Source organism: Streptosporangium canum (assembly GCF_900113865.1).
Classification (GTDB): domain Bacteria; phylum Actinomycetota; class Actinomycetes; order Streptosporangiales; family Streptosporangiaceae; genus Streptosporangium; species Streptosporangium canum.
Genome location: NZ_FOQY01000016.1, coordinates 48302 through 72402, shown reverse-complemented (window position 1 = coordinate 72402; position 24101 = coordinate 48302). Strand labels below are relative to the sequence as shown.

Genomic DNA, 24101 nt, shown 5'->3' with positions numbered 1-24101 from the left:
TGTAACGTGCCTGGCATGGTTCCGCGCATTCCCGTCAGCGTGGATCTGGTCGTCCTCACGGTGCGCTGCCAGGCGCTGAGCGCGCTCGTCTGGCGGCGGGACAACTCGCCCTACGAGGGACGCTGGGCCCTCTCAGGCGGCTTCATCCAGCTCGACGAGGATCTGCCCGCCGCCGCGGCCCGGGTCCTCGCCGAACGGGCCGGCCTGCCCGGCGCCCCGGTCCATCTGGAGCAGCTCCAGACCTACGGCTATCCCGACCGCGACCCGCGCCAGCGCGTCCTGAGCGTCGCCTACCTCGGCCTCGCCCCCGACCTGCCGGCCTCCACCGAGGCGCACATGAGCTGGCAGCCGGTCTCCTCGCTCCTGGAGATGGCCTTCGACCACCGGCGCATCATGGTCGACGGGATCGAGCGCGCCCGGGGCAAGCTGGAATACACCCCGCTGGGCGCTGCCTTCTGCCCCCCGGAGTTCACCGTCGCCGACCTGCGCCGGGTCTACGAGATCGTCTGGGGCCGCACCCTGGACCCGCGCAACTTCCACCGCAAGGTCACCAAGGCCGAGGGCTTCCTGGTGCCCACCGGCCGCACCACCACCCGCGACGGCGGCCGTCCCGCCAAGCTCTACCGCCGTGGACCGGCCGTGCTGCTGCACCCGCCGATGCTCCGCTCCCTCAAGGAGTAGCCGGGGCTCAGAGGTCGTCGATCTCCGCCAGGTCGATGTCGACGTCGAAGGGGACGGTGAGCTTCAGCCGGTCGTGGTGGATACCCGTGGCGACGTAGGCCTTGGTCGCCGGGTCCAGCTCGTAGACGTAGACCGTCGGACGGCCTTCGGCGTTCTCGATCCGCCAGAAGTGGGGGATGCCCGCCGCCGCGTAGAGCTGGGGCTTGCGCTCCCGGTCGCGGATCTCGGACTCGGCGGAGACCACCTCGACGGCCAGGACGACGTCGGCGGGTCGGTAGGTCGTCTGCTTCAGGCTCAGGTCGCCGTCGGCGCGGACCACGATGAGATCGGGTTCGGGACGCTGGCGTTCTCCGAGCGTCACGGTCATCTCCCTGCGCACCCGCAGCTCCGCCGGAGCAGTGTGGCGGAGCTCTCGCTCCAGGAGAAACATGACGAGTGAGTGGAAGCGGGTCTGGGGGCTCACGAAGACGAGAGTGCCATCGATCAGCTCGGTGTGAGAGGGAATCCCCCGCAGCCGGTCGAGGTCCTCTGCGGTGAAACCATCCGATGACGGGATGATCCAGTCGGGGACGGGCTCCACCCTGGGAGACTCCGCCCCGGCCGTCTCCGTGTCGGGCTCCATGTCGGGCCGCTCGGTCTCGGTCAGCGGTGCGATGCTCATGTCGTCCTCCCGGTCAGGCATGCCTCTCACCTCCAGTCTTCCAGGATGATGCCCCATCCGCCCGCTCCTCATAAAGTAAGGCCATGCCTCGTTTCCGCGCGATCCTGGACACAATGCCCCCCTACAAGGCGGGCAAGGCCGTGGTGTCGGCCGACGGCCGGTCCTACAAGCTGTCTTCGAACGAATCCCCCTACGGCCCGCTGCCCTCCGTGGTCGAGGCGATCGCGAAGGCCGCCTCGGAGATCCACCGCTATCCCGACCCGGCGGCGACCGGCCTGACCGAGGCCCTCGCCGAACGGTACGGCGTGCCGCCCGAGCACGTCGCGCTCGGCCCCGGCTCGGTGACGGTGGCCCAGCAGCTCTTCGAGACCGTGAGCGAGCCGGGCGCCGAGGTGATCTACGCCTGGCGGTCGTTCGAGGCCTACCCGCTCCTGGCCGATCTGGCGGGGGCGACCTCGGTCCGGGTGCCGCTCCTGGGCGAGACGCACCACCTGGACGCCATGGCCGAGGCGATCACCCCGCAGACGCGCATGATCTTCGTCTGCAACCCGAACAACCCCACCGGCACGGTCGTCCACGCGGCCGAGCTGGCGGCCTTCCTCGACCGGGTCCCGGAGGACGTGCTCGTCGTCCTCGACGAGGCCTACCGCGAGTACGTCAGGGACGCCGACGTCACCGACGGGCTCACCGTCTACCGCGACCGGCCGAACGTGGCCGTGCTGCGGACGTTCTCCAAGGCGTACGGCCTGGCCGGGCTCCGGGTGGGCTACCTGATCGCCGACGAGCCGGTGGCGGCCGCCGTACGGAAGACGATCGTGCCCTTCGCGGTCAACCACCTGGCCCAGGCCGCCGCCGTCGCCTCCCTGGCGGCCGAGGACGAGCTGCTGGAGCGGGTGGAAACCGTGGTCAAGGAGCGCACCCGGGTCCGTGAGGCACTGATCGCCCAGGGCTGGACGGTGCCCATCACCGAGGCCAATTTCGTCTGGCTCCGGCTGGACGAGCGCACGACGGAGTTCGCCGAGGCCTGCGCGGCCGAGGGGGTCGCGGTCCGTCCCTTCGCCGGAGAGGGGGCCAGGATCTCCATCGGCTCCCCCGAGGCCAACGACACCTTCCTCGCCGCCGCGGCGGCCTTCAGGGCCGCCTGACGGCCCTTCCGGGATCGGAGACCCGCCTCCCGGCGCTCCGGGGGGCGGACCGAGGGATCCCGGCGGGCCCGCGTCCTACACGGACGCGGGTTCCTTCGCCTCGATCGGGGCGTTCCTGCGGCGCTCGGTGGAGACCACCAGGGCCACGCCGAGGACGATCACCAGGCCCGCGGCGACCATCGAGGTCGTGACCGGCTCGCTCAGGACGAGCGCGCCGAGGGCGACCGCCACGACGGGGTTGACGTAGGCGTAGGTGGAGACCAGGGAGATCGGGGCGGTGCCCAGCAGCCAGACGTAGGCGGTGAAGGCGACCAGGGAGCCCATCACGACCAGGTAGGCCAGCGCGGCCCAGGAACGCCCGGAGACCGCGCCGAGGTCGAGGTGCTCGCCCATGACCGTGCTGGTCAGCGCGAGCCCGATCCCGCCCGCGGCCATCTCGACCGTGCTGGCGACGAAGGGGTTGGCGGGCATCGGGATCCGGGCGGACAGGAACGAGCCCGCCGACCACGACATCGACGCCAGCAGGATGATCGTGATCCCGGTGCTGTCCGCCGCGCTGCCCCCGCCGGTCAGCGACAGCACCGCCACCCCGCCGAACCCGATGAGCACCCCGGCCAGCGTCAGCACCTGAGGCATGTCCCTGGCGACGATCCTGAAGATCACCAGCCAGAGTGGCACCGAGGCCACCAGCAGCGCCGCCAGCCCGCTGGAGATGTGCTGCTCGGCCACCGCGACGAGGCCGTTGCCGGCGTTCAGCAGCAGCAACCCGACCAGGGCCGCTCCGCCCAGCTCCTTCCAGGTCATCCGGAAGGCCCGCCATCCCCGGAGCAGGAGCAGCGCGGCGCCGAGGACCAGCGCGGCCGCGCTGAAGCGCATGGCTCCGCTGAGCAGCGGAGGGACGGTCTCGATGGCGATCCGGATCGCGAGGTAGGTCGATCCCCACACCACGTAGACGATCCCCAGCGCTCCCCAGACGAGCAGCGATCTGCGGCTGTCAGTAGTGTCATGACCCATAGCTCATGACAATAGCCTTCATGTCCGACAGAACGCCCGCGAGGTCCGGACCGTGAGACGCGGCCCGGACCGCCGTGATCCGGGGCCCGCCGCGCGGAGCGGAGCGGACCCCGGATCACGGGGATGACGGGAGGGGCTCAGCGGCTGCCGAGCTTCTCCACGATCAGCCGGTAGAGCTGGCGGGGACGGCCCGGCTGCGGGGTGCGGTTGGGCGGAAGCGGCCACGCGAGTCCCTCGTCGACCAACGTGCGCAGCAGCCGCCGTGCCGTACGCGGTGTGACGCCGAGCATCTTGCCCGCGCCCTCCGCGTCCACCACCGTGTCTCCCCCCTCCAGCTTGGCCGCCAGCCGGGCCAGCACCTCCACGCCCTTCGGCTTCAGCGGCCCGCCGCCCTGCGGAGGCATCCTGGGCGCGGGGATGAGCGCCCGGCCCTCGCGGTCCACCGCGAAGCCCTGCGCCTGCTTGCCCGCCTGCGTGCGCGCCAGCGCCGCCCGCGCGTGGGACTCGGCGTCGTGGGCGGTACGGCCCATGCCGACGCCCACCTCGACCGCCAGGCCCAGCTCGTCACGGACCCGCGCCGCGAACGGCAGCACCCGGAAGCCCTCCGTGGCCGTGGCCACCGAGCCGCGGGTCGCGGTGACCATGTAGCTGTGGTCGTCGACCGAGGTCACCGACGCGTTGATCCGGTTCGCCTCCTGCACCAGCAGCCGGTGCAGGGACAGCCGGAGCTCGTCGCGCCAGTAGCGCGGCGCGGCCCGGCGGACCGGTTCGCGGAGCGTCGGCACCTCCACCAGGACGACGGTGAGCTGTGACTCCTCCAGCCGGTGGTGCGCGCCGAGCAGGGCGGCCGTGTGCAGCGCCGTACGGACCGCCGCGGACGTCGGCCGGATCCTGACCACCGGGACCCCGGCCGTCTGCAGGCGGTCGGCGACGGCGGGCAGGCACGTCAGCGCCCCGCTGGTGCTGCCCTGGCGGGCCAGGCGTTCGTGGAAGGCCGCGATCGTGCCGGTGGCGCCCGGCTCGTCACGGCTGTGCACGTCCGCCACCGGCAGGCTCAGATCGGTGTAGGCCTCCTCGACGTCGGCCCGGCTCAGCACGTCGACGCTGACCCTGCGCGGGTCGATCCGTTCGTCCAGCGCCGCCCGGGCCAGGGCGGCGATCAACGCGGCGCCGCCGAGCTGGACGTAGGTCGCCGGCATCGTCAGCACCCCCGAACGCCTGGCCAGGTCATAGGGGACCGGGCTGGCGAACAGGCAGGCGTCCACCCCCGCCCCCAGACGTGTGACCTTGTCGGCGGCCTCCTGCTCGTCCCGGTAGGCAGCGGCTACCAGGCGGCAAGGCAGGGGCGCCGCCGCGTGTCCCATGAGCATCACTCGCTCGACGAGGTCATGGGGGCCCACCACACCGATAGTGAGGTCCGGTGTCATGGCACCCGGGCGTGACACTCGTGGAGTTTCTTCGGCCCGCTCGACCAATGTTCGTCCCATCCTGCTGTCCGTTTGTTTTCGGCTCTCTTTTGGAACGATCGCTTGCGGGGGCCGTAATGTCACGCCCGATTTGACGTCAATTCCGGGAGGAACCTCCCGGCTAAACCCCTAACTGTAACTGTTTACACAGGTCAGAGCGATTTTTGAGAGACTGAAACCCGCTGATTATGAGGAAGAAATCTCTCGCCTCACATCTGCGCCCAGGGCCTGCATACGCTCGGCCAGATATGAGTGGCCGCGGTCGATGAGATAACCCGATTCGATCACGGTCTCCCCTTCGGCGGCGAGACCGGCGAGAACGAGGGCGATTCCGGAACGCAGGTCGTGCGCGGTCACCTCGGTTCCCGTCAGCGGGGTCGCGCCACGGACGACGGCGCCGTTCTCCTTGACCTCGATGTCGGCGCCCATCTTGTTCAGCTCGGAGGCCAGGGCGAACCGGCCGTCGAAGATGCGCTCGTGGATGTAGCTGGCGCCGTCGGCGAGGCAGGCGACCGTCATGATCGGCGACTGCAGGTCGGTGGCGAAGCCGGGGTAGGTGTCGGTGATCACGTTGATCGGGCGCAGCGGGCGGTCCCGGCGCACGTGGAGCACCGCGCCGTGGTCGGAGAACTCCACCCCCATCTGCTCCAGCTTGTAGCGGACCACGCCGAGGTGGTCCAGGTCGGCGCCGACCAGGTTGACCTCGCCGCCGGTGATGGCCGCGGCCATGGCGAACACACCCGCGTCGAGGCGGTCGGGCATCACGGTGTGCTCGACGGCCTGGAGCTCCTCCACGCCCTCCACCGTGATGAACCCGGTGCCGCCGCCGCTGATCCTGGCGCCCATCCGGGTCAGCATCTCGATCACGTCGAGGACCTCGGGCTCCAGCGCCGCGTTCTCGATCACGGTGGTGCCGCGCCCGAGGGCGGCCGCCATGATCAGGTTCTCGGTGCCGGTGTGCGAGGGGGTGTCCAGATACAGCGTGGCGCCGGTGAAGCCGGCCGTCTTGACGTGGATGACGGAGTCGCCCTCGTCCACGATCGCGCCCAGGCGCTTGTAGCCCAGGTAGTGGAAGTCGAGGTTGCGGCTGCCCAGGTTGCAGCCGCCCACGCCCTCGATGATCGCCTCGCCGAGGCGGTGCAGCAGCGCGGGAACGAACAGCACGGAGCCGCGGAAGCGGCGGGCGATCTCCGCGGGCAGCACCGGGCTCTTCAGCCGGGAGGCGTCGATGACCAGGGTGCGTTCCGCCTCGTGGAGCTCGACCTTGGCGCCGATCGCCTCGGCCAGCTCGACCGCCCGGCGCACGTCCTCGATGATGGGGACGTTGCGCAGCACCGTACGGCCCTTGGCAGCCAGGAGCGCCGCACCGATCATGGGCAGCACGGCGTTCTTGGCGCCCTGGATGAAGGCGGTTCCACGGAGGGGGTTGCCACCGCGCACGCGGTAACGGACCATACGTCATGCTCCTTGGGGAAGGGGAAGCTGGGGATTGGGGATGATGCGAGAACGAGTGGCGGCAGCCGGGGGTTATCGGCCAACAGTAGCCGCTGGGTACCCCTGAACCGGCCACTTCGGATGGCAACTACCCGTCGAGCCTCTGATCACTCGATCGCTCGTGTGTCTCCACGCAATGGTCCCGCATCCACACGGCGGATCCGCCCGCGACAGCGGGGTTCCAGGCGATCGGACCCCCAGGAAATTCCCCCGCGCCGGGCGTCCCGGCGACCGCCCGACGTGTTCGCGCCCGTCCGGAGTGCTCGGGCGTCCTCCGGTGTTCGCGCGGCCGGGCGTCCTCCGGTGTTCGCACGGCCGGGCGTCCGGCGGCGTGCTCAGGCGTCCCCGGTCTCCGGGGTGGTCACGCGACCCGGGTCCCCTTGCCCGCCGGGGTGAGCGGCGAGGCGGCCATGAGAAGGTTGTCGGCTCGCTGGTCGACGAAGCGGGTGACGACCTGCTGGCCGTACCCGAACGCCATGGCCCAGACCAGGATGGCGGGCTGGGAGCCGAGTCCCGCGAAGCCGGGGACGAAGCCGGAGTTCAGGATCAGCAGGCCCAGCACGGAGGTGGCCACTCCGGCGGGGGCCTTGAGCATGTTCTGGACCACCGCCAGCGAGTAGCGCGTGGACAGCTCCGAGCGGGTGGAGAGCGAGGCCGCCGTGGCCAGCGCCGCGCCCAGCATCCCGATCAGGGCCACCAGGGGGACGTCGCCCCGGCTGGGCCGCAGGGAGCCGGTGGGGCAGATCTGCGCGGGCATGAGCCCCTGGGCCTGCACCACCGACTGGTTGCCGCACATCGGGACGGCGTCCGGCCAGATCGCGCCGATGGCCACCACGCTCAGCACGATCAGGCTCAGCATGACCACCCCGCCGAGCAGGAGGTTGCGGAAGCTGCGGACCCGGCCGGTCTCCATCGCCTGCGCGGTGTAGGCGGCCCGCAGCACCGACTGCATCAGCGGCCTGTCGTCCTCTCCCAGGTCTCCGGCGGCCAGCCGGGCCTGCAGGTGCGTCAGCCGGGGATCGTCGCCGGGCAGGTAGGCCCGGCCGATCGCCACCACCTCGGGGGCCCGGCCGCACAGCTCCACCGTCGGCAGCACGCCGTACAGCAGCACGGTCGCGCTGTTGACGTTGGACCAGGCGCCCTCGATGGCCTGACCGGTCAGCCAGCGCCGCAGGCCGTGCTTGGAGCGCGCGTAGGACTCCCCGCGCTCCAGGTGCCTGCCGATGCCCTCGCCCACCGACACCAGCTGGCCCGCCCCGTCGCGTATGGTCAGGGCGCGCTCGGCGTCGGCCCGGATCTCCTCGCTCCGCGTGGCGACGTAGACCCGCCAGGTGCCCGGCCAGCGCAGGACGCCGGTGTCGCCGATCCGTTCCGGGGATGCTGCCTGGTCGAGCGCCATCGTTCCTCCGTGGGCGGAGCGGCCGGGGACGGGCAGAGACTGCCCCTGGCTTATCGCGGCATGCCTGCCGAGCGCTACGTCACGGCCGGAGTGATGTCCTGATCACGCACTGTGTCCGGCGATGTCCGTGCGGTGGTGCGAGCCGCGCATCCGGATGCGGCCGACCGCCTCGTAGGCGGCCGCGCGCGCGGCGGCCACGTCGGGGCCGGTGCCGACCACGCTGAGCACCCGCCCGCCGTTGGAGACGACCCGGTCGCCGTCGAGCGCGGTCCCGGAGTGCAGCACGTAGGCGTTCTCGACGGTGTCGGACAGCCCCTCGATGACGTCGCCCTTGACGGGGTCGGCCGGGTAGTCCTCCGCCGCGATCACCACGGTCACCGCGGCGCCGTCGCGGTAGGACAGCGGCCCGAACCCGCCGAGCGTCCCGTCCGCGCAGGCCAGCAGGAGGCCGGCGAGCGGCGTCTCCAGCCGGTCCAGCACGACCTGGGTCTCCGGGTCGCCGAACCGCGCGTTGAACTCGATCACCTTCGGCCCCTCCGCCGTGAGGGCCAGCCCCACGAAGAGCACCCCGGTGTACGGTGTGCCGCGCCTGGCCAGCTCGGTCACGGTCGGGATGACGGTCTCGGCCATCACCCGGTCGGTGAGGTCGCCGGGCGCCCACGGCAGCGGCGTGTAGGCGCCCATGCCGCCGGTGTTGGGGCCCTTGTCCCCGTCGTAGGCGCGCTTGTGGTCCTGGGCGGGCTGGAGCGGCACGGCCGTGGAACCGTCGCAGAGCGCGAACAGCGACACCTCGGGACCGTCGAGGAACTCCTCGATGACGACCCGCCCGCACGCCGCGGCGTGCCTGAGCGCCTCGTCCCGGTCGTCGGTGACCACCACGCCCTTGCCGGCCGCGAGGCCGTCGTCCTTGACCACGTACGGCGTGCCGAACTCGTCCAGCGCCGCGGCGGCCTCCTCGGGCGTGACGCACGTGCGGGAGCGCGCGGTGGGCACGCCCGCCGCGACCATGACGTCCTTGGCGAACGCCTTGGAGCCCTCGATCCGGGCGGCCTCCCGGGACGGTCCGAAGCAGGGGATGCCCGCCTCCCTGACCGCGTCCGCGACCCCGGCGACCAGCGGGGCCTCGGGGCCGACCACGACCAGGTCTGCCCCGAGCTCCGAGGCGAGCCGGGTGACCGCCGCGGGGTCGGTCGGGGTCACCGGATGCAGGGTCGCGACCTGTGCGACACCCGCGTTGCCGGGAGCACAGTGGACCTCGGTGACCTGGGGATCTGCTGCCAGCGACCGGCACAGGGCATGCTCACGCCCGCCGGATCCAATCACAAGAACGCGCACTCGCGAGAGCCTATCGGCCCCCGGGCCGCCGGCCGTCCACAGGCTGTGGACAGAGGTCCGTGCGGGAGGCGCGGGGCTCATGCCGATCTCTCCCGGCCGGGGCGGCGACAGAAGTCTCGCGCGAGAGGGCCGGGGCGACATGGTGAATGCGCCGTAAATCATGCGGGAATTTCGCCGGCCTATGGATGATCGCTTGTTGCGGCCGGGAGTACGCTTGGAGGGCGTGCCCAGATCTGTGCTAAATTTGGGCGGCTTTGTCTGTCTATTGGTGATTGGAGGTGGTTGGGGATGTCCTCTGGCGATCCCAGCAGTACGTGCCGCGCACGCCTTCTGTGCGCACCCTCCCACCACTCCGCATCAGTGCCCGACTGGCTTCCGCGCGCATTCCCGTTCGAACTGAGGTGACATCGCGTCGCGCGTGGAACGGTGCCAGATCGGGCGGGAAAGGCATGCCATGCGTTCCTCGCTCCTTTTTCCCCGTATCAAGCACGCACGCGCCGTCCGCGCCCCGCACGCACCCGCCGTCCCGGTCCGTAACCGGATGAACGGCCTCTGCGTCCCGCCGAGCGACTCCCTCGTCGAATACGCCGCCTACATCGGCGGCAAGAAGATCGACGCCCTGGGAATCCCGGACGCCCTGGAGCTCGTCCGCACGCACAACGCGGCCGAGGAGAAGGGCAACGCCTTCGTCTGGGTCGGCCTGCATGAACCCGACGCCCCCGAGGTCGAGTGGCTGGCGGAGGTCTTCGCCCTGCACCCGCTCGCCGTCGAGGACGCCGTCAAGGCTCATCAGCGCCCCAAGGTCGAGCGCTACGGCGACTCGCTGTTCGTGGTCCTCAAGACCGTCGCCTACCTCGACCACGACGTGCTGACCGCCACCAGCGAGATCATCGGCACCGGCGAGATCATGGTGTTCGTCGGGCCCGACTTCGTGGTGACCGTACGGCACGGCAAGCACTGCCCGCTGTCGGAGGTCCGCGAGCGCCTGGAGGACAAGCCCAAGCTCCTCAACCGCGGCCCGACCGGCGTGCTGCACGCGATCGCCGACCACGTCGTGGACAAGTACCTCAGCGTGGCCGACCTGATGCAGGCCGAGCTGGAGGACGTCGAGGCCATGGTCTTCGCCGACGTCAGCGCCCGCGACATCGGCCGGATCTACAACCTCAAGCGCGAGATGATCGAGATGAAGCGCTCCGTCACCCCGCTTCAGTCGCCCATGTCGACGCTGGCGCAGCGTCGGATGATCCCCTCGGAGATGCGCGAATACTTCCGTGACGTCGTCGACCACCTGGCCCGTGTGTGCGAGCAGGTCGAGTCGTCCAACGAGCTGTGCAACTCCATCCTGCAGGCGGCGCTCGCCCGCTCCAACGCGCTCGCCAACGAGGACATGCGGAAGATCTCCTCGTGGGTCGCCATAATGGCCGTGCCCACGATGATCGCCGGGATCTACGGCATGAACTTCGAGCACATGCCCGAGCTCAAGTCCGTCTTCGGCTATCCGATCGTGATCGGCGTGATGGTGGTCGCCTGCTCGCTGCTCTACCGGGGTTTCCGGCGCAACGGCTGGATGTGACTCTCCGCGCCCGCGCGGGAGCGGGGAGGGCGGCGTTCCCGGCCCCACGCGTCCGCGCGGGCGCGGACCGGCGGCGGTCCGGGCGCGCTCCCTACCTGTCCGCGCGGCGCACGGGGGTGACGGGCGCGGGGACGGGCATGCCCCGGTCGGCCCACAGGGCGCGCATCCGGTCCGGGTAGTCGGTGACCAGCCCGGCCGCCCCGAGGTCGAGCAGCTCGGCGGCCCGGCCGGGCTCGTTGACGGTCCAGGGCACCAGCGGCAGCTCGGCCTTCTCGGCCAGACGCGCCAGCTCCTGGTCGACCAGCACGTGCTCGGGAGACAGCGTGGTGCCTCCGGCCGCCACGGCGGCGGCCGGGATGTCGCCGTCGAAGTCCTCAAGCCGCAGGCCGTTGAGCCAGACGCTGTCCATGGTGGCGCGCTCGATCAGGGCGTACCGCCGGGTCGCGGGGGCCAGTGAGCGGGCGATCTCCAGGATCCGCCAGTCGAAGCTGAGGATCGCCGCCCCGTCGAGCCGGTGGTGCCGGTCGAGCTCGGCGACCACCATCTCGGTGAACTCGCGGGGATCGGCGCTCAGCTCCGGTCTCGTCGGATCGGACTTGAGCTCCACGTGCAGCCGCACGCCGTCGGCGCCGTAGGCGTCCACCAGCCCCAGCACGGCCCCGAGCGTCGGCATCCGGGTGTCCGGCACCGGCGCCTGGGTCCGGACGAAACGGTCCTCGGGGTGGCGCGGCAGCCGTACCCCGCAGTCGAGGGTGCGCAGCTGCGCCAGCGTGAGCTCCCCGACGGGTCTGCCCACGTACGGGAAGAGCGGGTCGCCGTAGCAGGCCGGCCGGGTGTCGGCACTGGTCACCGCCGACACGGTGAGGTCGTGGGTGAGCACCAGTCGCCGGTCGGCCGTCAGCGCGACATCGAGCTCCAGCGCGTCGACGCCCAGCTCCAGGGCGCAGGCGAACCCGGGCAGCGTGTTCTCCGGGCGGAGTCCGCGGGCTCCGCGGTGACCATGAATCTCGGCATGCACAGAGGGGACCCTACCGACCTCGTGCGCCGTTCTCTCGATATGGCTCGCGCCTGGCGGTCGCCAGGCGCGAACCTTACCCGGAGGAGACTAGACCAACGAGTGGATCTGGATCGTCTCGGTGCGGCCCGGACCGACGCCGACGGCGGAGATCCGGGCGCCGCTCATCCGCTCCAGGGCCTTGACGTAGGCCTGCGCGTTGGCCGGCAGGTCCTCGAAGGACTTGGCGCCGGTGATGTCCTCCTGCCAGCCCGGGAACTCCTCGTACACCGGCTTGGCGTGGTGGAAGTCGGTCTGGGTCATCGGGATCTCGTCGTAGCGGACGCCGTCCACCTCGTAGGCGACGCAGACCGGGATCCTCTCCAGGCCGGACAGCACGTCGAGCTTGGTGAGGAAGAAGTCGGTGACGCCGTTGATCCGGCTGGCATAGCGCGCGATCACCGCGTCGAACCAGCCGCAGCGGCGGTTACGGCCGGTGGTCACGCCGTACTCGCCGCCGGTGGTGCGCAGCCACTCGCCCATCTCGTCTTCCAGCTCGGTCGGGAACGGGCCGGAGCCGACGCGGGTGGTGTAGGCCTTGAGGATGCCGATCACGCGGGTGAGCCGGGTCGGCGGGATGCCGGAGCCGGAGCAGGCGCCGCCGCTCGTCGGGGAGGAGGAGGTGACGAACGGGTAGGTGCCGTGGTCGATGTCGAGCAGGTTGCCCTGGCCGCCCTCCAGCAGCACGACCTTGTCCTCGTCCAGGGCCTTGTTCAGGATCAGCGAGGTGTCGGCGATGTGGGGCTTGAGGCGCTCGGCGTAGCCGAGGTACTCCTCCAGGACCTTGGTGGCGTCGATCGCCCGGCGGTTGTAGATCTTGGTGAGGATCTGGTTCTTCTCGCCGAGGGCGACCTCGATCTTCTTCTGCAGGATGCCCGGGTCGAGCAGGTCCTGGACCCGCACGCCCATCCGGTAGATCTTGTCGCCGTAGGCGGGGCCGATGCCCCGGCCGGTGGTGCCGATCTTCGCCTTGCCCAGGTAGCGCTCGGTGACCTTGTCGAGGGCCTTGTGGTGGGGCATGATCAGGTGCGCGTTGGCCGAGATCAGCAGCCGCTCGGAGGAGACCCCGCGGGCCTCCAGCCCGTCGATCTCGCTCAGCAGCACGCCCGGGTCGATGACGACGCCGTTGCCGATCACCGGGATGACGTTCGGGGAGAGCACTCCCGTGGGCAGCAGATGCAGGGCGTACTTCTGGTCGCCGATGACGACCGTGTGCCCCGCGTTGTTTCCGCCCTGGTATCTGACGACGTAATCGACCTTGTCGCCGAGCAGGTCGGTCGCCTTCCCCTTGCCCTCATCGCCCCACTGGGCGCCCACGAGAACGACAGCCGGCATCGCTAATCTCCTACCACAAAAACGAAAACCCCTGACGCAATCGCGACAGGGGCTCTTGCGTGGAGAGAATACCCGACCGAGTCGCATTTGGGGGATCTCCCACCCTCCGGCGGGAGATCCGGGACCTCAGCGGCCGGTCAGTTCCTCAGCGGCCTGGGAGCTGGAGTCCTTCAGGAACTGGAAGCAGCGCTCGGCCTCCTCCTTCTCGCCGATGGCCTGGGCCGCGCGGGCCAGGGCGTGCAGACAGCGCAGGAAACCGCGGTTGGGCCCGTGCTCCCAGGGGATCGGGCCGTGCCCCTTCCAGCCTGCCCGGCGCAGCTGGTCGAGGCCGCGGTGATAGCCGGTACGGGCGAAGGCGTACGACGTCACGGCGTGCCCACCCGCGAAATACTCGTCCGCGAGCGCGGCCCAGGCACCCGGGTAGGCGGGGAAACGCGCGGCGACGTCTGATGCTTGGGCGCCGGATTCCAGCGCCTCTCGGGCCTCGGGCAGGTCCGGCAGCCGGGTGGGCGGCGGCCCGGCGAGAAGATTCTCGTGCGATTCCGTCATGCCTAGCGAGAGTACTTGCTGCCTTTGCCCGGCGGGGGAGTCGCTTCCCTGTTATTGTCCCGCTCTTCGAAACGGCCGTCCCCGCCCTCGCCGGAGCCGGCGAGAGACCGCTCTCCTCGGATCTCCTCGGCGAACGGAAGATCCACGACGGCCGCCCTCCCGGCCGGCTGCCGCCTCCGGTCCGGCCGCCGTCGCCTCCGGACGGCCGTCCGGAGGCGACGGCCGGACCTCAGCGGGATCCGGTACCTCAGGAGAGCCTGGTGCCGGCGGACTTCAGGTGCCGGCACGCCTCGGCCACGCGGGCCGCCATCGACGTCTCGGCGGCCTTGCCGTACGAGCGGGGGTCGTAGGCCTTCTTGTTGCCGACGTCCCCGTCCACCTTGAGCACGCCGTCGTAGTTCTTGAACATGTGGTCGGCGATCGGGCGGGTGAAGGCGTACTGCGTGTCGGTGTCGATGTTCATCTTGACCACGCCGTAGGAGATGGCCTCGTGGATCTCCTCCAGCAGCGAGCCGGAGCCGCCATGGAAGACCAGGTCGAAGGGCTTCTCCTTGCCGTACTTGGCGCCGACGGCCTCCTGGATCTCCTTCAGCACGCTCGGGCGGAGCTTGACGTGGCCCGGCTTGTAGACGCCGTGCACGTTGCCGAAGGTCGCGGCGAGCAGGTAGCGGCCCCGCTCCCCGAGGCCCAGCGCCTCGGCGGTCGCGAGGGCGTCCTCGGCGGTGGTGTAGAGCTTCTCGTTCATCTCGCCGACGACGCCGTCCTCCTCGCCGCCGACCACCCCGATCTCCGCCTCCAGGATGATCTTCGCGCGGGCGGTCTTCTCCAGGAGCTCCTGGGCGATCTCCAGGTTCTCCTCCAGCGGTACGGCGGAGCCGTCCCACATGTGCGACTGGAACAGCGGGTCCTGGCCGCGCGCCACCCGCTCAAGGGAGATGTCGATCAGGGGGCGGACGAAGGTGTCCAGCTTGTCCTTCGGACAGTGGTCGGTGTGCAGCGCGATCGTCACGGGGTATTTCGCCGCGACGACGCGGGCGTACTCCGCCAGAGCCGTCGCGCCGGTCACCATGTCCTTGACGGTGCCGCCGGACAGGAACTCCGCCCCGCCGGTCGACACCTGGACGATGCCGTCACTCTCCGCCTCGGCGAAGCCTCTCAGGGCGGCGTTGAGGGTCTGGGACGAGGTCACGTTGATCGCGGGATAGGCGAACTCGTTCGCCTTGGCCCGGTCGAGCATCTCGGCGTAGACCTCTGGGGTCGCGATAGGCATCGGTGTCATCTCCCTCGAGACGGCTGTGAACAGCTGGCGCGGGACATAGCCCGTTGGCCAGTATTCCGGGTTCCTTCCCGGCCGGATAGCTCCGCCACCACTTCTGCCTGTGTCATCTCTCGATCTGGGATCCTGATCGCCGGTAGGCTTCACGCCGATGGACCTCCTGCACAATCTCCTGGACCCCAAATGGTGGCTCGGCCTGCTCGGGCCGTTCGCCACCATCGGCGTCCTCGGGATCATCTTCGCCGAGACCGGACTGCTGCTCGGTTTCTTCCTGCCGGGCGACTCGCTGCTCGTCGCGGCCGGCGTCTTCAGCACGCCCGAGGCGGCGGCGGCCATCGAGGGCCTCGCACCGCTCTCGTTCCCGCTGCTGCTGGTCCTGGCCCCGATCTGCGCCATCGCCGGCGCCCAGCTGGGACACCATCTCGGCGCCACCTACGGCCGCAGGATGTTCGACCGGCCCGACTCCAAGCTCTTCAAGAAGGAGTATGTCGACAAGGCCGAGCACTACTTCCAGAAGTTCGGCCCGTCCAAGGCCGTGGTGCTCGCCCGGTTCATCCCGATCGTCCGCACGTTCCTCAACCCGGTCGCGGGCATGCTCGGCATGGACCGCAAGCGGTTCTTCCTGTGGAACTGCGTGGGCGGCATCATCTGGACCGACGGCCTGCTGGTCTTCGGCCGCGTGGTCGGTTCGGCGGTGCCCGACATCGACAAGTACATCCTGCCGGGCGCCCTGGTGATCATCCTCCTCTCGGTCATCCCGATCATCCGGGAGCTCGTGAAGAACCGTAAGGACGGCGGTTCCGACGTGCCGCTGCCGCAGGGCAAGCACCACCGCACCATGCCGACCGGCCCGTCGAACGGTGACGGCCAGCGGTAACCGATCCCGCGACCGGTCGTGGGATCTCCTCGCCAACCGCTAATCTCCACAGTGTGGGACGCCACAGGTCTGACCCGATGGGTATCGCCCGCCTCGCGCTCGCGGGGCTGGCGGTGCTGGTGGTGGTCGCCCTGATCGTGGTCGGCGCCCTCTCACTGGTCGGCGCGCTCAACCCGGACGCCGGGCCCGCCGCGCCCTCCACCCCGGCCGCCGCGCCCTCCGTCCCCTCCGCCACCCCCGAGCAGATCCCCACGGTCCGGGTCCAGTGCCTGCAGGAGCACTGCCCCAAGGTCTTCCTCAAGGTCGCCGGGGGTGACGTGCTGCTCGACCGGGAGATGGCCAGGGACGAGCAGGCCCAGTCCTTCGACGCCAAGGTCGACGTGGTGCTGGCCGACTCCGCCGCCGTCCGCGTCGAGGTGAACGGGGAGGTCCGTCCCCCGGGCAGGGCCGGGGAGCGCCAGGAGTTCACCGTCTCCCGCGACTGACCTCTCGGGGAGCGCCAGGAGTTCGCCGTCTCCCGCGCCCGGCCGCTCCGGGACGGCCGGGTCAGGCCAGGCCGAGGTCCTGGAGGCTGTAGGCGGTCCGGTACGGCAGGCCCGCCTCGGCGATCGCGGAGGCCGCGCCCCGGTCCACGATCGTGGCCACGGCCACGACCTCGGCGCCCGCCTCGCGCAGCGCCTCCACGGCCGTCAGCGGGGACCCGCCGGTCGTGGAGGTGTCCTCCACCGCCAGCACCCGCCGCCCCGCCACGTCCGGCCCCTCGATCCTGCGCTGCATCCCGTGCGCCTTCTGCGCCTTGCGGACCACGAACGCGTCGAGCGCCCGGCCCCGCGCCGCCGCGGCGTGCAGCATGGCGGTCGCCACCGGGTCGGCGCCCAGGGTGAGCCCGCCGACCGCGTCGTAGTCGAGGTCCTCGGTGAGGTCGAGCATGACCCGGCCCACCAGGGGCGCCGCCTGCCCGTCGAGGGTCACCCGGCGCAGGTCCACGTAGAAGTCCGCCTCCTTGCCGGAGGACAGCACCACCTTGCCGTGCACGACGCCCTTGTCCTTGATCTCGGCCAGGAGGCTCTCACGATCGCTCATGGAGACAAGATTAGGGCGGTCCGGGGAGCACCCGGATCGTGCCCCGGCCGGGGGTGAGGTGCCCGTGCGATCCCGCGCGGTGCGGGACGGGCCGGTCCCGGAGGGGCGTGGAACGGGCCAATAAAGGTTTGGGAGCAGGAGGGTCAACGGCACGGCTTCAAGAACGGGACGAACTGGTACGGTCTGCGTGAACACTCCGGCGTATGGTCAGGCGCGGGTCGAATCGTCGGGATTAACCCTCGGACGATCAGTTGCTTGATTACCCTGAGGAAGGGCCGTCTGTCGGGTCTCTCGGAGGTCTTTCAGGCTTGTCTGAGCCGAAGAGGCGGGCCACGTAGGAAGGGCGGTGTCGCGTGGATCGCTGCGCGCTGTTCGTGGACGCTGGCTACCTGCTGGCCGACGGCGCGATGGCCGTGCATGGGACCCGCCATCGCGAGGCAGTCTCCTGGGATTACCCGGGACTGCTCAAGTTGCTCGGCACCCTGTCCAAGGAACGGACCGGGCTGCCGCTGCTGCGCTGCTACTGGTACGAGGCGAGCGTCGAAGGCCGCCGGACCGCCGAGCACGACGCGCTGGCCGACCTCCCGGGCCTCAAGCTCCGGCTGTCGCGCATCCGCCCCGGCCGCCGCGAAGGCGTGGACGCCCAGGTCCACCGTGACCTGATGACGCTGGCCCGCAACAGCGCGGTCTGCGACGCGGTGGTCGTCAGCGGCGACGAGGACCTGGCGCAGGTCGTCTGCGACGCCCAGGACCTCGGTATCCGCGTCACCGTGGTGCACATCACCGCGGACGGAAGCTGGGCGGTGTCCCGCTCGCTCCGCCAGGAGTGCGACGACCTGATCGAGATCGGCAGCAGCCACCTGCGCCCCTACGTCAGCCTGGCCGCCGGCGCCATGGAGACGCCCGCCCTGAGCAACGGCCACCAGCCGAGCGGCAACGGCCAGGCCACCGCCCCCCTCAACAACGGCGCCCCGCCCGTCGCCCCTCCGGCGCAGGCTCCCCGCGCCACGCCGCCTCCCGCGCCCTCCCAGCCCGCGCTGCCGTCCTACCCGAGTTACAACCACGAACCCCCGCCGGTCCAGGCCCCCCAGCAGCCCCCGCCGGTCCCGGCTCCGCAACCCCTGGCGGCCCCCAACGGCCCGACCGGCCCGCTGTCGCCCCCTCCGCAGGCCCAGCAGTACGCCTCGGGCAACACCGGCAACATGCCCGGCTACCAGCCCGGCCAGCTCGGCGCCTACACCGGCCCCCAGGCGGCCCCCGTGCCGGTCCAGAACGCCTCCAACAGCAGCACGACCACCCTCTCCGACGCGGTGAAGTCCGCCCACAAGGAAGGCCACGACTTCGGCGAGTCCGTCGCCAAGGACGCCCCCGCCCTGTGGCTGGAGGCCGTGCTCGCCCGCAAGCCCCGTATGCCCTCCGACCTGGAGGCCCGTCTCCTCCAGGGCTCCTCCCTGCCGATCGACTTCCTCCTCCACGACGAGGTCCGCCACGCCCTCCGCCGAGGCTTCTGGGACGCCCTGGAGCGCGCCCGCCGCTGACGGAGGCCACTCCGTCGGGCAGAGGCCCGCCGGTGGAGAAGGGCCTGTGCCGAGGCGGTGGCCGTCACCGCCGTTTTCCGCACTCCGTGGACCCGCTGGCGATCTGCACGCAGGCGCGGAACCGGTGTCCGGCCGTATCTTTCGTCAGCCGTATCTTCCGTCAGCCGGGCCGTACCGGTATTCGGTGAGCCGCCGCGCCGCACCGTGAGAGAACCGCACTGGAGGCGGCCTTTCTTTGCCTTTCTCCGCCTTTCACCGCAATGCCTTTCGGCTTTGGCTGGAAGGGTTGTTCTACGGGAAAATCCGTTGAGTGATGCGCATACACTTCACCGCGGCCGACCTACGTCAGATCACGCTGGCACCGGGCCCCACCCCGCTGTAGGAGACGGCCGTGAGCGTGCACCGGTTGCGGCTCCCGGCGACTGTGGGGCCCCAGCTGCGGTTCGGCCTGGAGAGCTGGGAACGGGAAGTGCGCGGCGGTCTGAGAGCTCGGGCCGGGGTGGTGCTCGATCTGATCCCTCGGGAGGATTTCCTGCCCGGTTTCCTGCTCCAGCCGTCCGCCGGGGACCTCGCTGAGGGCCTCGACCTGGTCATGCACGCCCCCAGCGCGCAGGTCTCCGCGGGCCTGAGCCTGCTGGCCGTCCACCAGGAGGCCAGTCGCTGGTCTCAGGAGCTCGCGGCCGACGCTCCCGGCGCACGGGAGGTTCTGCGAAGAGACCTGAAGAGATATTTCACCTCATCGCTGGCATCGCGGTGGCCACAGGTCCAGGCCAGCGGGGTCGCCGACCGCGCCCTGCGGTCGGAGACCCTGCTGAGAGGCGGGGTTGACGCCTTGCTCGCCACGCTCGTCCCGCAGTGGCGCTGGCAGGCGCCGACCCTGCATATTCCGTTTCCCCGCCCATGGGACGTCGATCTGGGCGGACGCGGACTGCTGCTGGTTCCGTCGTACTTCATCCTCGGGGCGCTGCTGATGCGTCGGCCAGGCAAGTCCACCGTGCTGGCGTACCCGGTGTATCGCGGAGACCGGCCGGCAGGCGCGACGGACGCTCTCGGTCCCCTGCTCGGGCGTACTCGGGCAGCCGTTCTCGCCGTGTTACGTGACCCGGCCACCACCGCCGTGGCCGAACGGGTCGGCGTCTCCATCGCCTCCGCCAGCCAGCACGCCACGGTGCTGCGTGGTGCGGGGCTCGTCTCGACCACCCGGATGGGCGGGGCCGTCCTGCATGTGCTGACCCCTCTCGGGGCGGCCCTCCTGCACGGCGACGCCACCGCCACCTGAGAACACGGCGCGCGCCGTCCTCTCCCCTGCGGGGTCCGGTGTGAGCTCGTAGCCGCTGGCCTGCAGGCTGAACAGCCGCGCGTAGTTTCCTCCCAGCGCCATGAGCTCGCTGTGGGAACCGCGTTCGGTGATCTTCCCCTCGCTCAGCACGATGATGAGGTCCGCGTCCCGCAGGGCCCCGAGCCGGTGTGAGATCAGGACGCTGGTACGGCCTGCCCGGTGCTGGCGCAGTCCCAGGTGGACGGCGTGCTCGGCCTCCGCGTCCAGACCGGAGCTCGGCTCATCGAGGATGAGCAGGTCCCGGTGGTGACGCATCAGGGCGCGGGCCAGCGCCAGCCGCTGCCACTGCCCGCCCGACAGCGTCACTCCCGCCTGCCGGTCGTCGTTGTCACCGAAGAAGATCCGGCTGAGCAGCGTGTCGTAGCCCCTGGGCAGATCGTTGAGCGTGTCGTGGATCCCCGCGCGCCGGGCGGCGGTCCGGATGAGCTCCGGGTCGGCGCCCGCGGTCAGGTCGCCCAGCATGATGTTCTCGGTGGCGGTGAGGTCGTATGACATGTAGTCCTGGAACACCGCGCCGAGCCGGGCGCGCAGGTCGTCCGGGTGCACGTCGCGCAGGTCCACGCCGTCCCAGTGGATGGAGCCGCGGACCGGGTCGTACAGCCGGCACAACAGTTTGACCAGGGTGCTCTTGCCCGCCCCGTTCAGGCCGACCAGGGCGACAGCCTGGCCGTGCGGGATGAAGAGGTCGACCCCTCGCAACACCCAGGGGTGCTCGTCGTCGTAACGGAACCACACGTCGCGCAGCTCGATGCCCTCCCGGAGCGGGGGCAGCGCGGTGGGTTCCGCGGGCGCCGGAAGCCCGGGATCGGCTTGGACGACGCCGAGGTAGTGCCCGAACATCAGCAGGGCGTTGTGCGCGCTCGCCCACTGGCCGACGATCAAGGTCAGGGCCGTCTGCACCCCGGCGACGGCGGCGACGAACACCGAGACGTCCCCGACGCTCAGACCTCCCGCGATGGCGGTCAGCACGGCCCAGAACAGGCCGCCGGCCGCGACGGCGGCACCCAGCAGGGACAGCAGTCCCTGGCTGTGCAGTGTCCGCCGGTCCAGGTCCCGTTCGGCCTCGTTGACGGTTTCGAGTTCGGTGAGCATCCGGCTGCGCAGGAAGTCGCCCAGACTGAACAGCCGCACCTCCTTAGCCGCGTCGGGGCTGGTGAGAAGGGCACTGAAGAAGATCTGGCGGCGCGTGTTGGAGCTGATACCCCACATCGTGTCAGCCCTGCGGCGGCTCAGCGCGAGCTGCACCCGGGCTGACGGCAACGCGGCGGCGATGACGATGACGACCATGACCGGACTGAGCACGGTCAGCGTGACGATGAACCCCAGCAGCGTCAGGATGCCCTGGCAGATCGCCAGGGACGAGCCGACGATCTGCTGCGGAGCGTTCTGGCCGGCCTCGTGGGCCAGCCGCAGTTCGTCGTGGAAGGAGGGGTTCTCGAAGCGGCTGAGTCCGGGGTCGGCGTTGACGGCCCGAAACAGCCGGTCGTAGATCAGCCTCTGAAGCCCCCGGTGCAGCTGCCCGTTGAGATACTCGGAAACGTGGGGCAGGACGATCAGAGCCAGGCCCGCTACCCCGAGGGCGGCTGCGAGCGGGAGCAGGCCGCTCTGGCCCCCGCCGCCGGCCAGCCCGTCGAGGACCAGCTTGGTCAGCCAGGCGGCCGCCACCGGCGCCACCCCCATGAGCAGCACCACCACCAGCGAACCTGCCACGGCGGCCGGCTGAGCCCGCCAGGCCAGCTCACCCGCGACCTGTCCGCGGCGGAACAGGGAGCCCACCCCGGCGTTCCTTCCCTCTTGGCCCTCGGGTCCTTCGGCCTCCCTCATGTGTGCGCCGCCAGCGGCAGCTCATCCGGTGTGAGCGCCGCGGCGGTGATCACCGCCCTGTCGTCGACGAGGTAGAAAGCCGGGAAGAACGACACCTGGAACGCCTTGCTCAGCGGTCCGTCCGGCGGTTCGACGACCACGGTCGCCACCGGGGTCAGGGTGGCGGTGAACGCGCCGGCGTCCTCCTGATCACCCACGACCATCGCAAGCGCGCGTCCGGGTCCCAGCGACTCCGCCCGTGCGGTGAACTCGGGCAACCGCTCGTGGCAGGCGGCGCAGGTGGTGGAGAACATCCCCACCAGGGTCGGCCCGGCGAAGAAGTCCCGTGACAGCCTCGTGCCGTCAGGCGCGGCGGCGGTGAACTCGGGCAACGCGGTGCCGGATGCCACGAGGGGCGGCCTCGCCGGCCGGTCGGCGGCGAGCTGGGCCGAATGCTCGCGGAGGCGGCGGATGACCGCCAGGGTCAGCAGCAGGTTGACGGCGCACAGGGCTCCGACGAGGACGATGGCGGCGACGAGGTACGGCATCGAGATCCCTTCACAGGCCGGCACGCCCGGAGGTCGGCGGAGGCCCGGCGAGCAGGCCCGCGTTGCGGATGAGGTGCCTGCCGCTCAACGGGGTCGCCGTGGCGCCGAAGCAGCGGCAGGGGGTGCGGGCGCCGGAGCGCACGACCCGCACGATCCCCGCGGAGAACGCCAGCAGCACGGCGCCGGCCAGCACGAAGCCGACCGGCGCCGTCCACTGGACCGTCAGCAGTACGACGACGCACACCTCGGAGAGGACCACCGAGGCACGCAACAGGGTCGCCTTGTCCGCCGGGAGCGCGACCATGTTCAGCAGGGAGGCGCGGAAGGCATGGAAGGCGTCCCGGCCGCGCACCTTGCTGAACACTGCCACCAGGAAGACGACACCCAGTGCACATCGGCAGGCCGGCGCCACGTACTGCGTGACGGTCACTCGGCTGGGGTCTCGATCAGCGCCAGGGGGTGCAGGCCGTGCGACCGGCGGCGATGCAGCACGTCCGGCGCACGCTGTACCCAACCCACTTCGTCTCGTCCCAGCAGGTCTCCGCGGCAGCGGAGGCCGTGGGCAGCAGCTTGGCGAGCAGGCGGTCGCCCAGTTTGTCGAGGGAACGGATCATGAGATTCTCCTCTGTCGAGCCGTACGGCGTCATCGACACCGACTGTTTGTCGAGCGTTGAGCGCCTCGTCCGTGCGCCATCCCGAGCCGCCGGAGTCGGTGATCATTACTTGTGGCGCCTGCACCGTAAACCGGACCAAGATCGGAGAATAATGGGGGAGATCGCCATGTCAGACGGTTCCGCTTCAACAGCTTATGATCTTGACATCAGCTCGTGGAGTGCTGGTGACCTGGTCTATGTGTCCCTAAGGCTAATTTCGGACAGGTCTCTCTGATTCCTGTCACGAAGAATTCTCTCCGCGGCGACGGCCTTCCGAAGCCTCACTCGGTGCCTGCTCACCCAGCCATGATCCGCTGTTTGCAGGCGATCGGCGGAAACCTGCGGGCGGCGCCGCGCCGACGGCGCGTCCGGCCGGAATCGGCGATGAGTCGGCCACGTCACCGCGACCCGACATGCCCGGGGCGGCCGAGGTGAACCGGCAGGGGCCGAGCCCAGTGTGGAGGCGGCGTCGACCCGGTCGGCCTGCTTGGAGCACTCCCAGATCCCGCGCCGGGCGCAGCCGACAGGACGGCGTCGGCGCGGCATGCGCCGTCTCCCGCGCGCCGGCTTCAGCCGGCCGGGTCGAGGGCGAGTGACGCCCGGCCGTGCACATGCCTCACAAGGACCTACCCGGACGCGGCTTGGTCAGGTGAGGGCGTCGAAGCCCGCCCGGAGGTGGCTGACGCGGTGGGAGAGGTCGGACATCGGGCCCGAGAGGCTGGGGTCGTTGGTCTTGCGGGCCAGCTCGCTGACCCGGGCGAGCTCGTCCTCGACCGCGGTGAGGCGTCTGGACAGCTCGGGGAGGACGGCCGCCTGGTCGGCGGCGTCGCCGGGAGGCAGTTCGGCGGAGAGGCGTTCGCGCAGCATGGACGCCTGCTCGGCCATGCGGCGGTTCATGTTGTAGAGCTCGACGAACACCGCGACCTTGGCCCGGAGCACCCAGGGGTCGAACGGCTTGGTGAGGTAGTCGACCGCGCCGGCGGCGTAGCTGCGGAAGGCGTAGTCGGGGGCGCTGTCGACCACGGTCAGGAAGATGATCGGGATGTTGCGCGTGCGTTCGCGGCGCTTGATGTGGGAGGCGGTCTCGAAGCCGTCCATGCCGGGCATGCGCACATCCAGCAGGATCAGCGCGAACTCGGTGTTGAGCAGGGCTTTGAGCGCCTCCTCGCCGGACCTGGCCCGGACGGGTATCAGATCGAGGGAGCTGAGGATCGCTTCGAGCGCGATCAGGTTCTCCTCCCGGTCGTCCACCAGGAGGATCTTGGCTCGGTCCGGCAT

The 24101-nt window shown here is 70.6% G+C and carries 22 protein-coding genes; 6 read left to right on the top strand and 16 right to left on the bottom strand.

The window, feature by feature from the left end; translation table 11 throughout:
* The first annotated feature begins 15 nt into the window (after nt 1-15).
* Complete coding sequence (locus BM085_RS23225; protein ID WP_093889042.1) at nt 16-681, top strand: NUDIX hydrolase; 666 nt, start codon at nt 16-18, stop codon at nt 679-681.
* Nucleotides 682-688: 7 nt separating this feature from the next.
* Here BM085_RS23225 and BM085_RS23220 read toward each other — a convergent pair whose 3' ends face one another.
* Entirely contained in the window at nt 689-1303 is a 615-nt protein-coding gene (locus BM085_RS23220; RefSeq protein ID WP_093889129.1) for a Uma2 family endonuclease, read from the bottom strand.
* Between the two features lie 122 nt (nt 1304-1425).
* Between BM085_RS23220 and hisC the strand changes: the two genes are divergently transcribed.
* A complete protein-coding gene (gene hisC, locus BM085_RS23215; RefSeq protein ID WP_177245227.1) occupies nt 1426-2487 on the top strand; it encodes a histidinol-phosphate transaminase in 1062 nt (353 codons plus the stop codon).
* A 75-nt stretch (nt 2488-2562) separates the two neighbouring features.
* Here the strand turns inward: hisC and BM085_RS23210 are convergent, their stop codons facing one another.
* The 5 genes from BM085_RS23210 to purD form a co-directional block, all read right to left on the bottom strand.
* Entirely contained in the window at nt 2563-3501 is a 939-nt protein-coding gene (locus tag BM085_RS23210) for an EamA family transporter (RefSeq protein ID WP_093889041.1), read from the bottom strand.
* 137 nt (nt 3502-3638) lie between these two features.
* Nucleotides 3639-4928 (bottom strand): GTP cyclohydrolase IIa, encoded by a 1290-nt coding sequence (locus tag BM085_RS23205; RefSeq protein WP_093889040.1) that lies wholly within the window; start codon nt 4926-4928, stop codon nt 3639-3641.
* A gap of 225 nt (nt 4929-5153) precedes the next feature.
* A complete protein-coding gene (gene murA / locus BM085_RS23200; protein ID WP_031163763.1) occupies nt 5154-6422 on the bottom strand; it encodes a UDP-N-acetylglucosamine 1-carboxyvinyltransferase in 1269 nt (422 codons plus the stop codon).
* Nucleotides 6423-6822: 400 nt separating this feature from the next.
* Nucleotides 6823-7860, bottom strand: a complete 1038-nt coding sequence (locus BM085_RS23195; protein WP_093889039.1) for a hypothetical protein — start codon at nt 7858-7860, stop codon at nt 6823-6825.
* A gap of 102 nt (nt 7861-7962) precedes the next feature.
* Nucleotides 7963-9195 (bottom strand): phosphoribosylamine--glycine ligase, encoded by a 1233-nt coding sequence (gene purD, locus BM085_RS23190; RefSeq protein ID WP_093889038.1) that lies wholly within the window; start codon nt 9193-9195, stop codon nt 7963-7965.
* Between the two features lie 541 nt (nt 9196-9736).
* Here purD and corA point away from each other — a divergent pair.
* The gene (gene corA, locus BM085_RS23185) at nt 9737-10768 is read left to right on the top strand and encodes a magnesium/cobalt transporter CorA (protein ID WP_245789593.1); all 1032 of its coding nucleotides are present in this window, start codon (nt 9737-9739) and stop codon (nt 10766-10768) included.
* A 91-nt stretch (nt 10769-10859) separates the two neighbouring features.
* On the opposite strand, the gene BM085_RS23180 is transcribed toward corA, so the two are convergent.
* The 4 genes from BM085_RS23180 to fbaA form a co-directional block, all read right to left on the bottom strand.
* Nucleotides 10860-11786 carry a glycerophosphodiester phosphodiesterase family protein gene (locus tag BM085_RS23180; RefSeq protein WP_093889036.1) on the bottom strand — a complete coding sequence of 309 codons (927 nt, stop codon included), beginning with the start codon at nt 11784-11786 and terminating at the stop codon, nt 10860-10862.
* Between the two features lie 87 nt (nt 11787-11873).
* Complete coding sequence (locus BM085_RS23175) at nt 11874-13157, bottom strand: adenylosuccinate synthase (protein ID WP_093889035.1); 1284 nt, start codon at nt 13155-13157, stop codon at nt 11874-11876.
* A 126-nt stretch (nt 13158-13283) separates the two neighbouring features.
* The gene (locus tag BM085_RS23170; protein ID WP_093889034.1) at nt 13284-13706 is read right to left on the bottom strand and encodes a DUF3151 domain-containing protein; all 423 of its coding nucleotides are present in this window, start codon (nt 13704-13706) and stop codon (nt 13284-13286) included.
* 247 nt (nt 13707-13953) lie between these two features.
* Nucleotides 13954-14976, bottom strand: a complete 1023-nt coding sequence (gene fbaA, locus BM085_RS23165) for a class II fructose-bisphosphate aldolase (protein WP_093889033.1) — start codon at nt 14974-14976, stop codon at nt 13954-13956.
* Nucleotides 14977-15133: 157 nt separating this feature from the next.
* Here fbaA and BM085_RS23160 point away from each other — a divergent pair, with 157 nt between their 5' ends.
* The gene (locus BM085_RS23160; RefSeq protein ID WP_093889032.1) at nt 15134-15859 is read left to right on the top strand and encodes a DedA family protein; all 726 of its coding nucleotides are present in this window, start codon (nt 15134-15136) and stop codon (nt 15857-15859) included.
* 77 nt (nt 15860-15936) lie between these two features.
* A complete protein-coding gene (locus tag BM085_RS23155; protein ID WP_093889031.1) occupies nt 15937-16344 on the top strand; it encodes a hypothetical protein in 408 nt (135 codons plus the stop codon).
* Nucleotides 16345-16405: 61 nt separating this feature from the next.
* Here the strand turns inward: BM085_RS23155 and pyrE are convergent, their stop codons facing one another.
* Nucleotides 16406-16942 carry an orotate phosphoribosyltransferase gene (gene pyrE / locus BM085_RS23150; RefSeq protein ID WP_031163779.1) on the bottom strand — a complete coding sequence of 179 codons (537 nt, stop codon included), beginning with the start codon at nt 16940-16942 and terminating at the stop codon, nt 16406-16408.
* Nucleotides 16943-17295: 353 nt separating this feature from the next.
* Between pyrE and BM085_RS23145 the strand changes: the two genes are divergently transcribed.
* Nucleotides 17296-18480, top strand: a complete 1185-nt coding sequence (locus BM085_RS23145; protein ID WP_093889030.1) for an NYN domain-containing protein — start codon at nt 17296-17298, stop codon at nt 18478-18480.
* A 1093-nt stretch (nt 18481-19573) separates the two neighbouring features.
* Here the strand turns inward: BM085_RS23145 and BM085_RS23135 are convergent.
* The 5 genes from BM085_RS23135 to BM085_RS23115 form a co-directional block, all read right to left on the bottom strand.
* Nucleotides 19574-21643, bottom strand: coding sequence for an ABC transporter ATP-binding protein (locus tag BM085_RS23135; RefSeq protein ID WP_425443275.1), 2070 nt, complete (start codon nt 21641-21643; stop codon nt 19574-19576).
* Complete coding sequence (locus BM085_RS23130; protein WP_093889029.1) at nt 21640-22170, bottom strand: TlpA family protein disulfide reductase; 531 nt, start codon at nt 22168-22170, stop codon at nt 21640-21642. Before BM085_RS23130 ends, BM085_RS23135 begins: the two co-directional genes overlap by 4 nt.
* Before the next feature lie 10 nt (nt 22171-22180).
* Nucleotides 22181-22600: a MauE/DoxX family redox-associated membrane protein gene (locus BM085_RS23125; RefSeq protein ID WP_093889028.1), complete on the bottom strand. Its 420-nt coding sequence runs from the start codon at nt 22598-22600 to the stop codon at nt 22181-22183.
* Between the two features lie 16 nt (nt 22601-22616).
* A complete protein-coding gene (locus tag BM085_RS23120; RefSeq protein ID WP_245789590.1) occupies nt 22617-22784 on the bottom strand; it encodes a hypothetical protein in 168 nt (55 codons plus the stop codon).
* A gap of 684 nt (nt 22785-23468) precedes the next feature.
* Nucleotides 23469-24101 carry a response regulator gene (locus BM085_RS23115; RefSeq protein ID WP_093889026.1) on the bottom strand — a complete coding sequence of 211 codons (633 nt, stop codon included), beginning with the start codon at nt 24099-24101 and terminating at the stop codon, nt 23469-23471.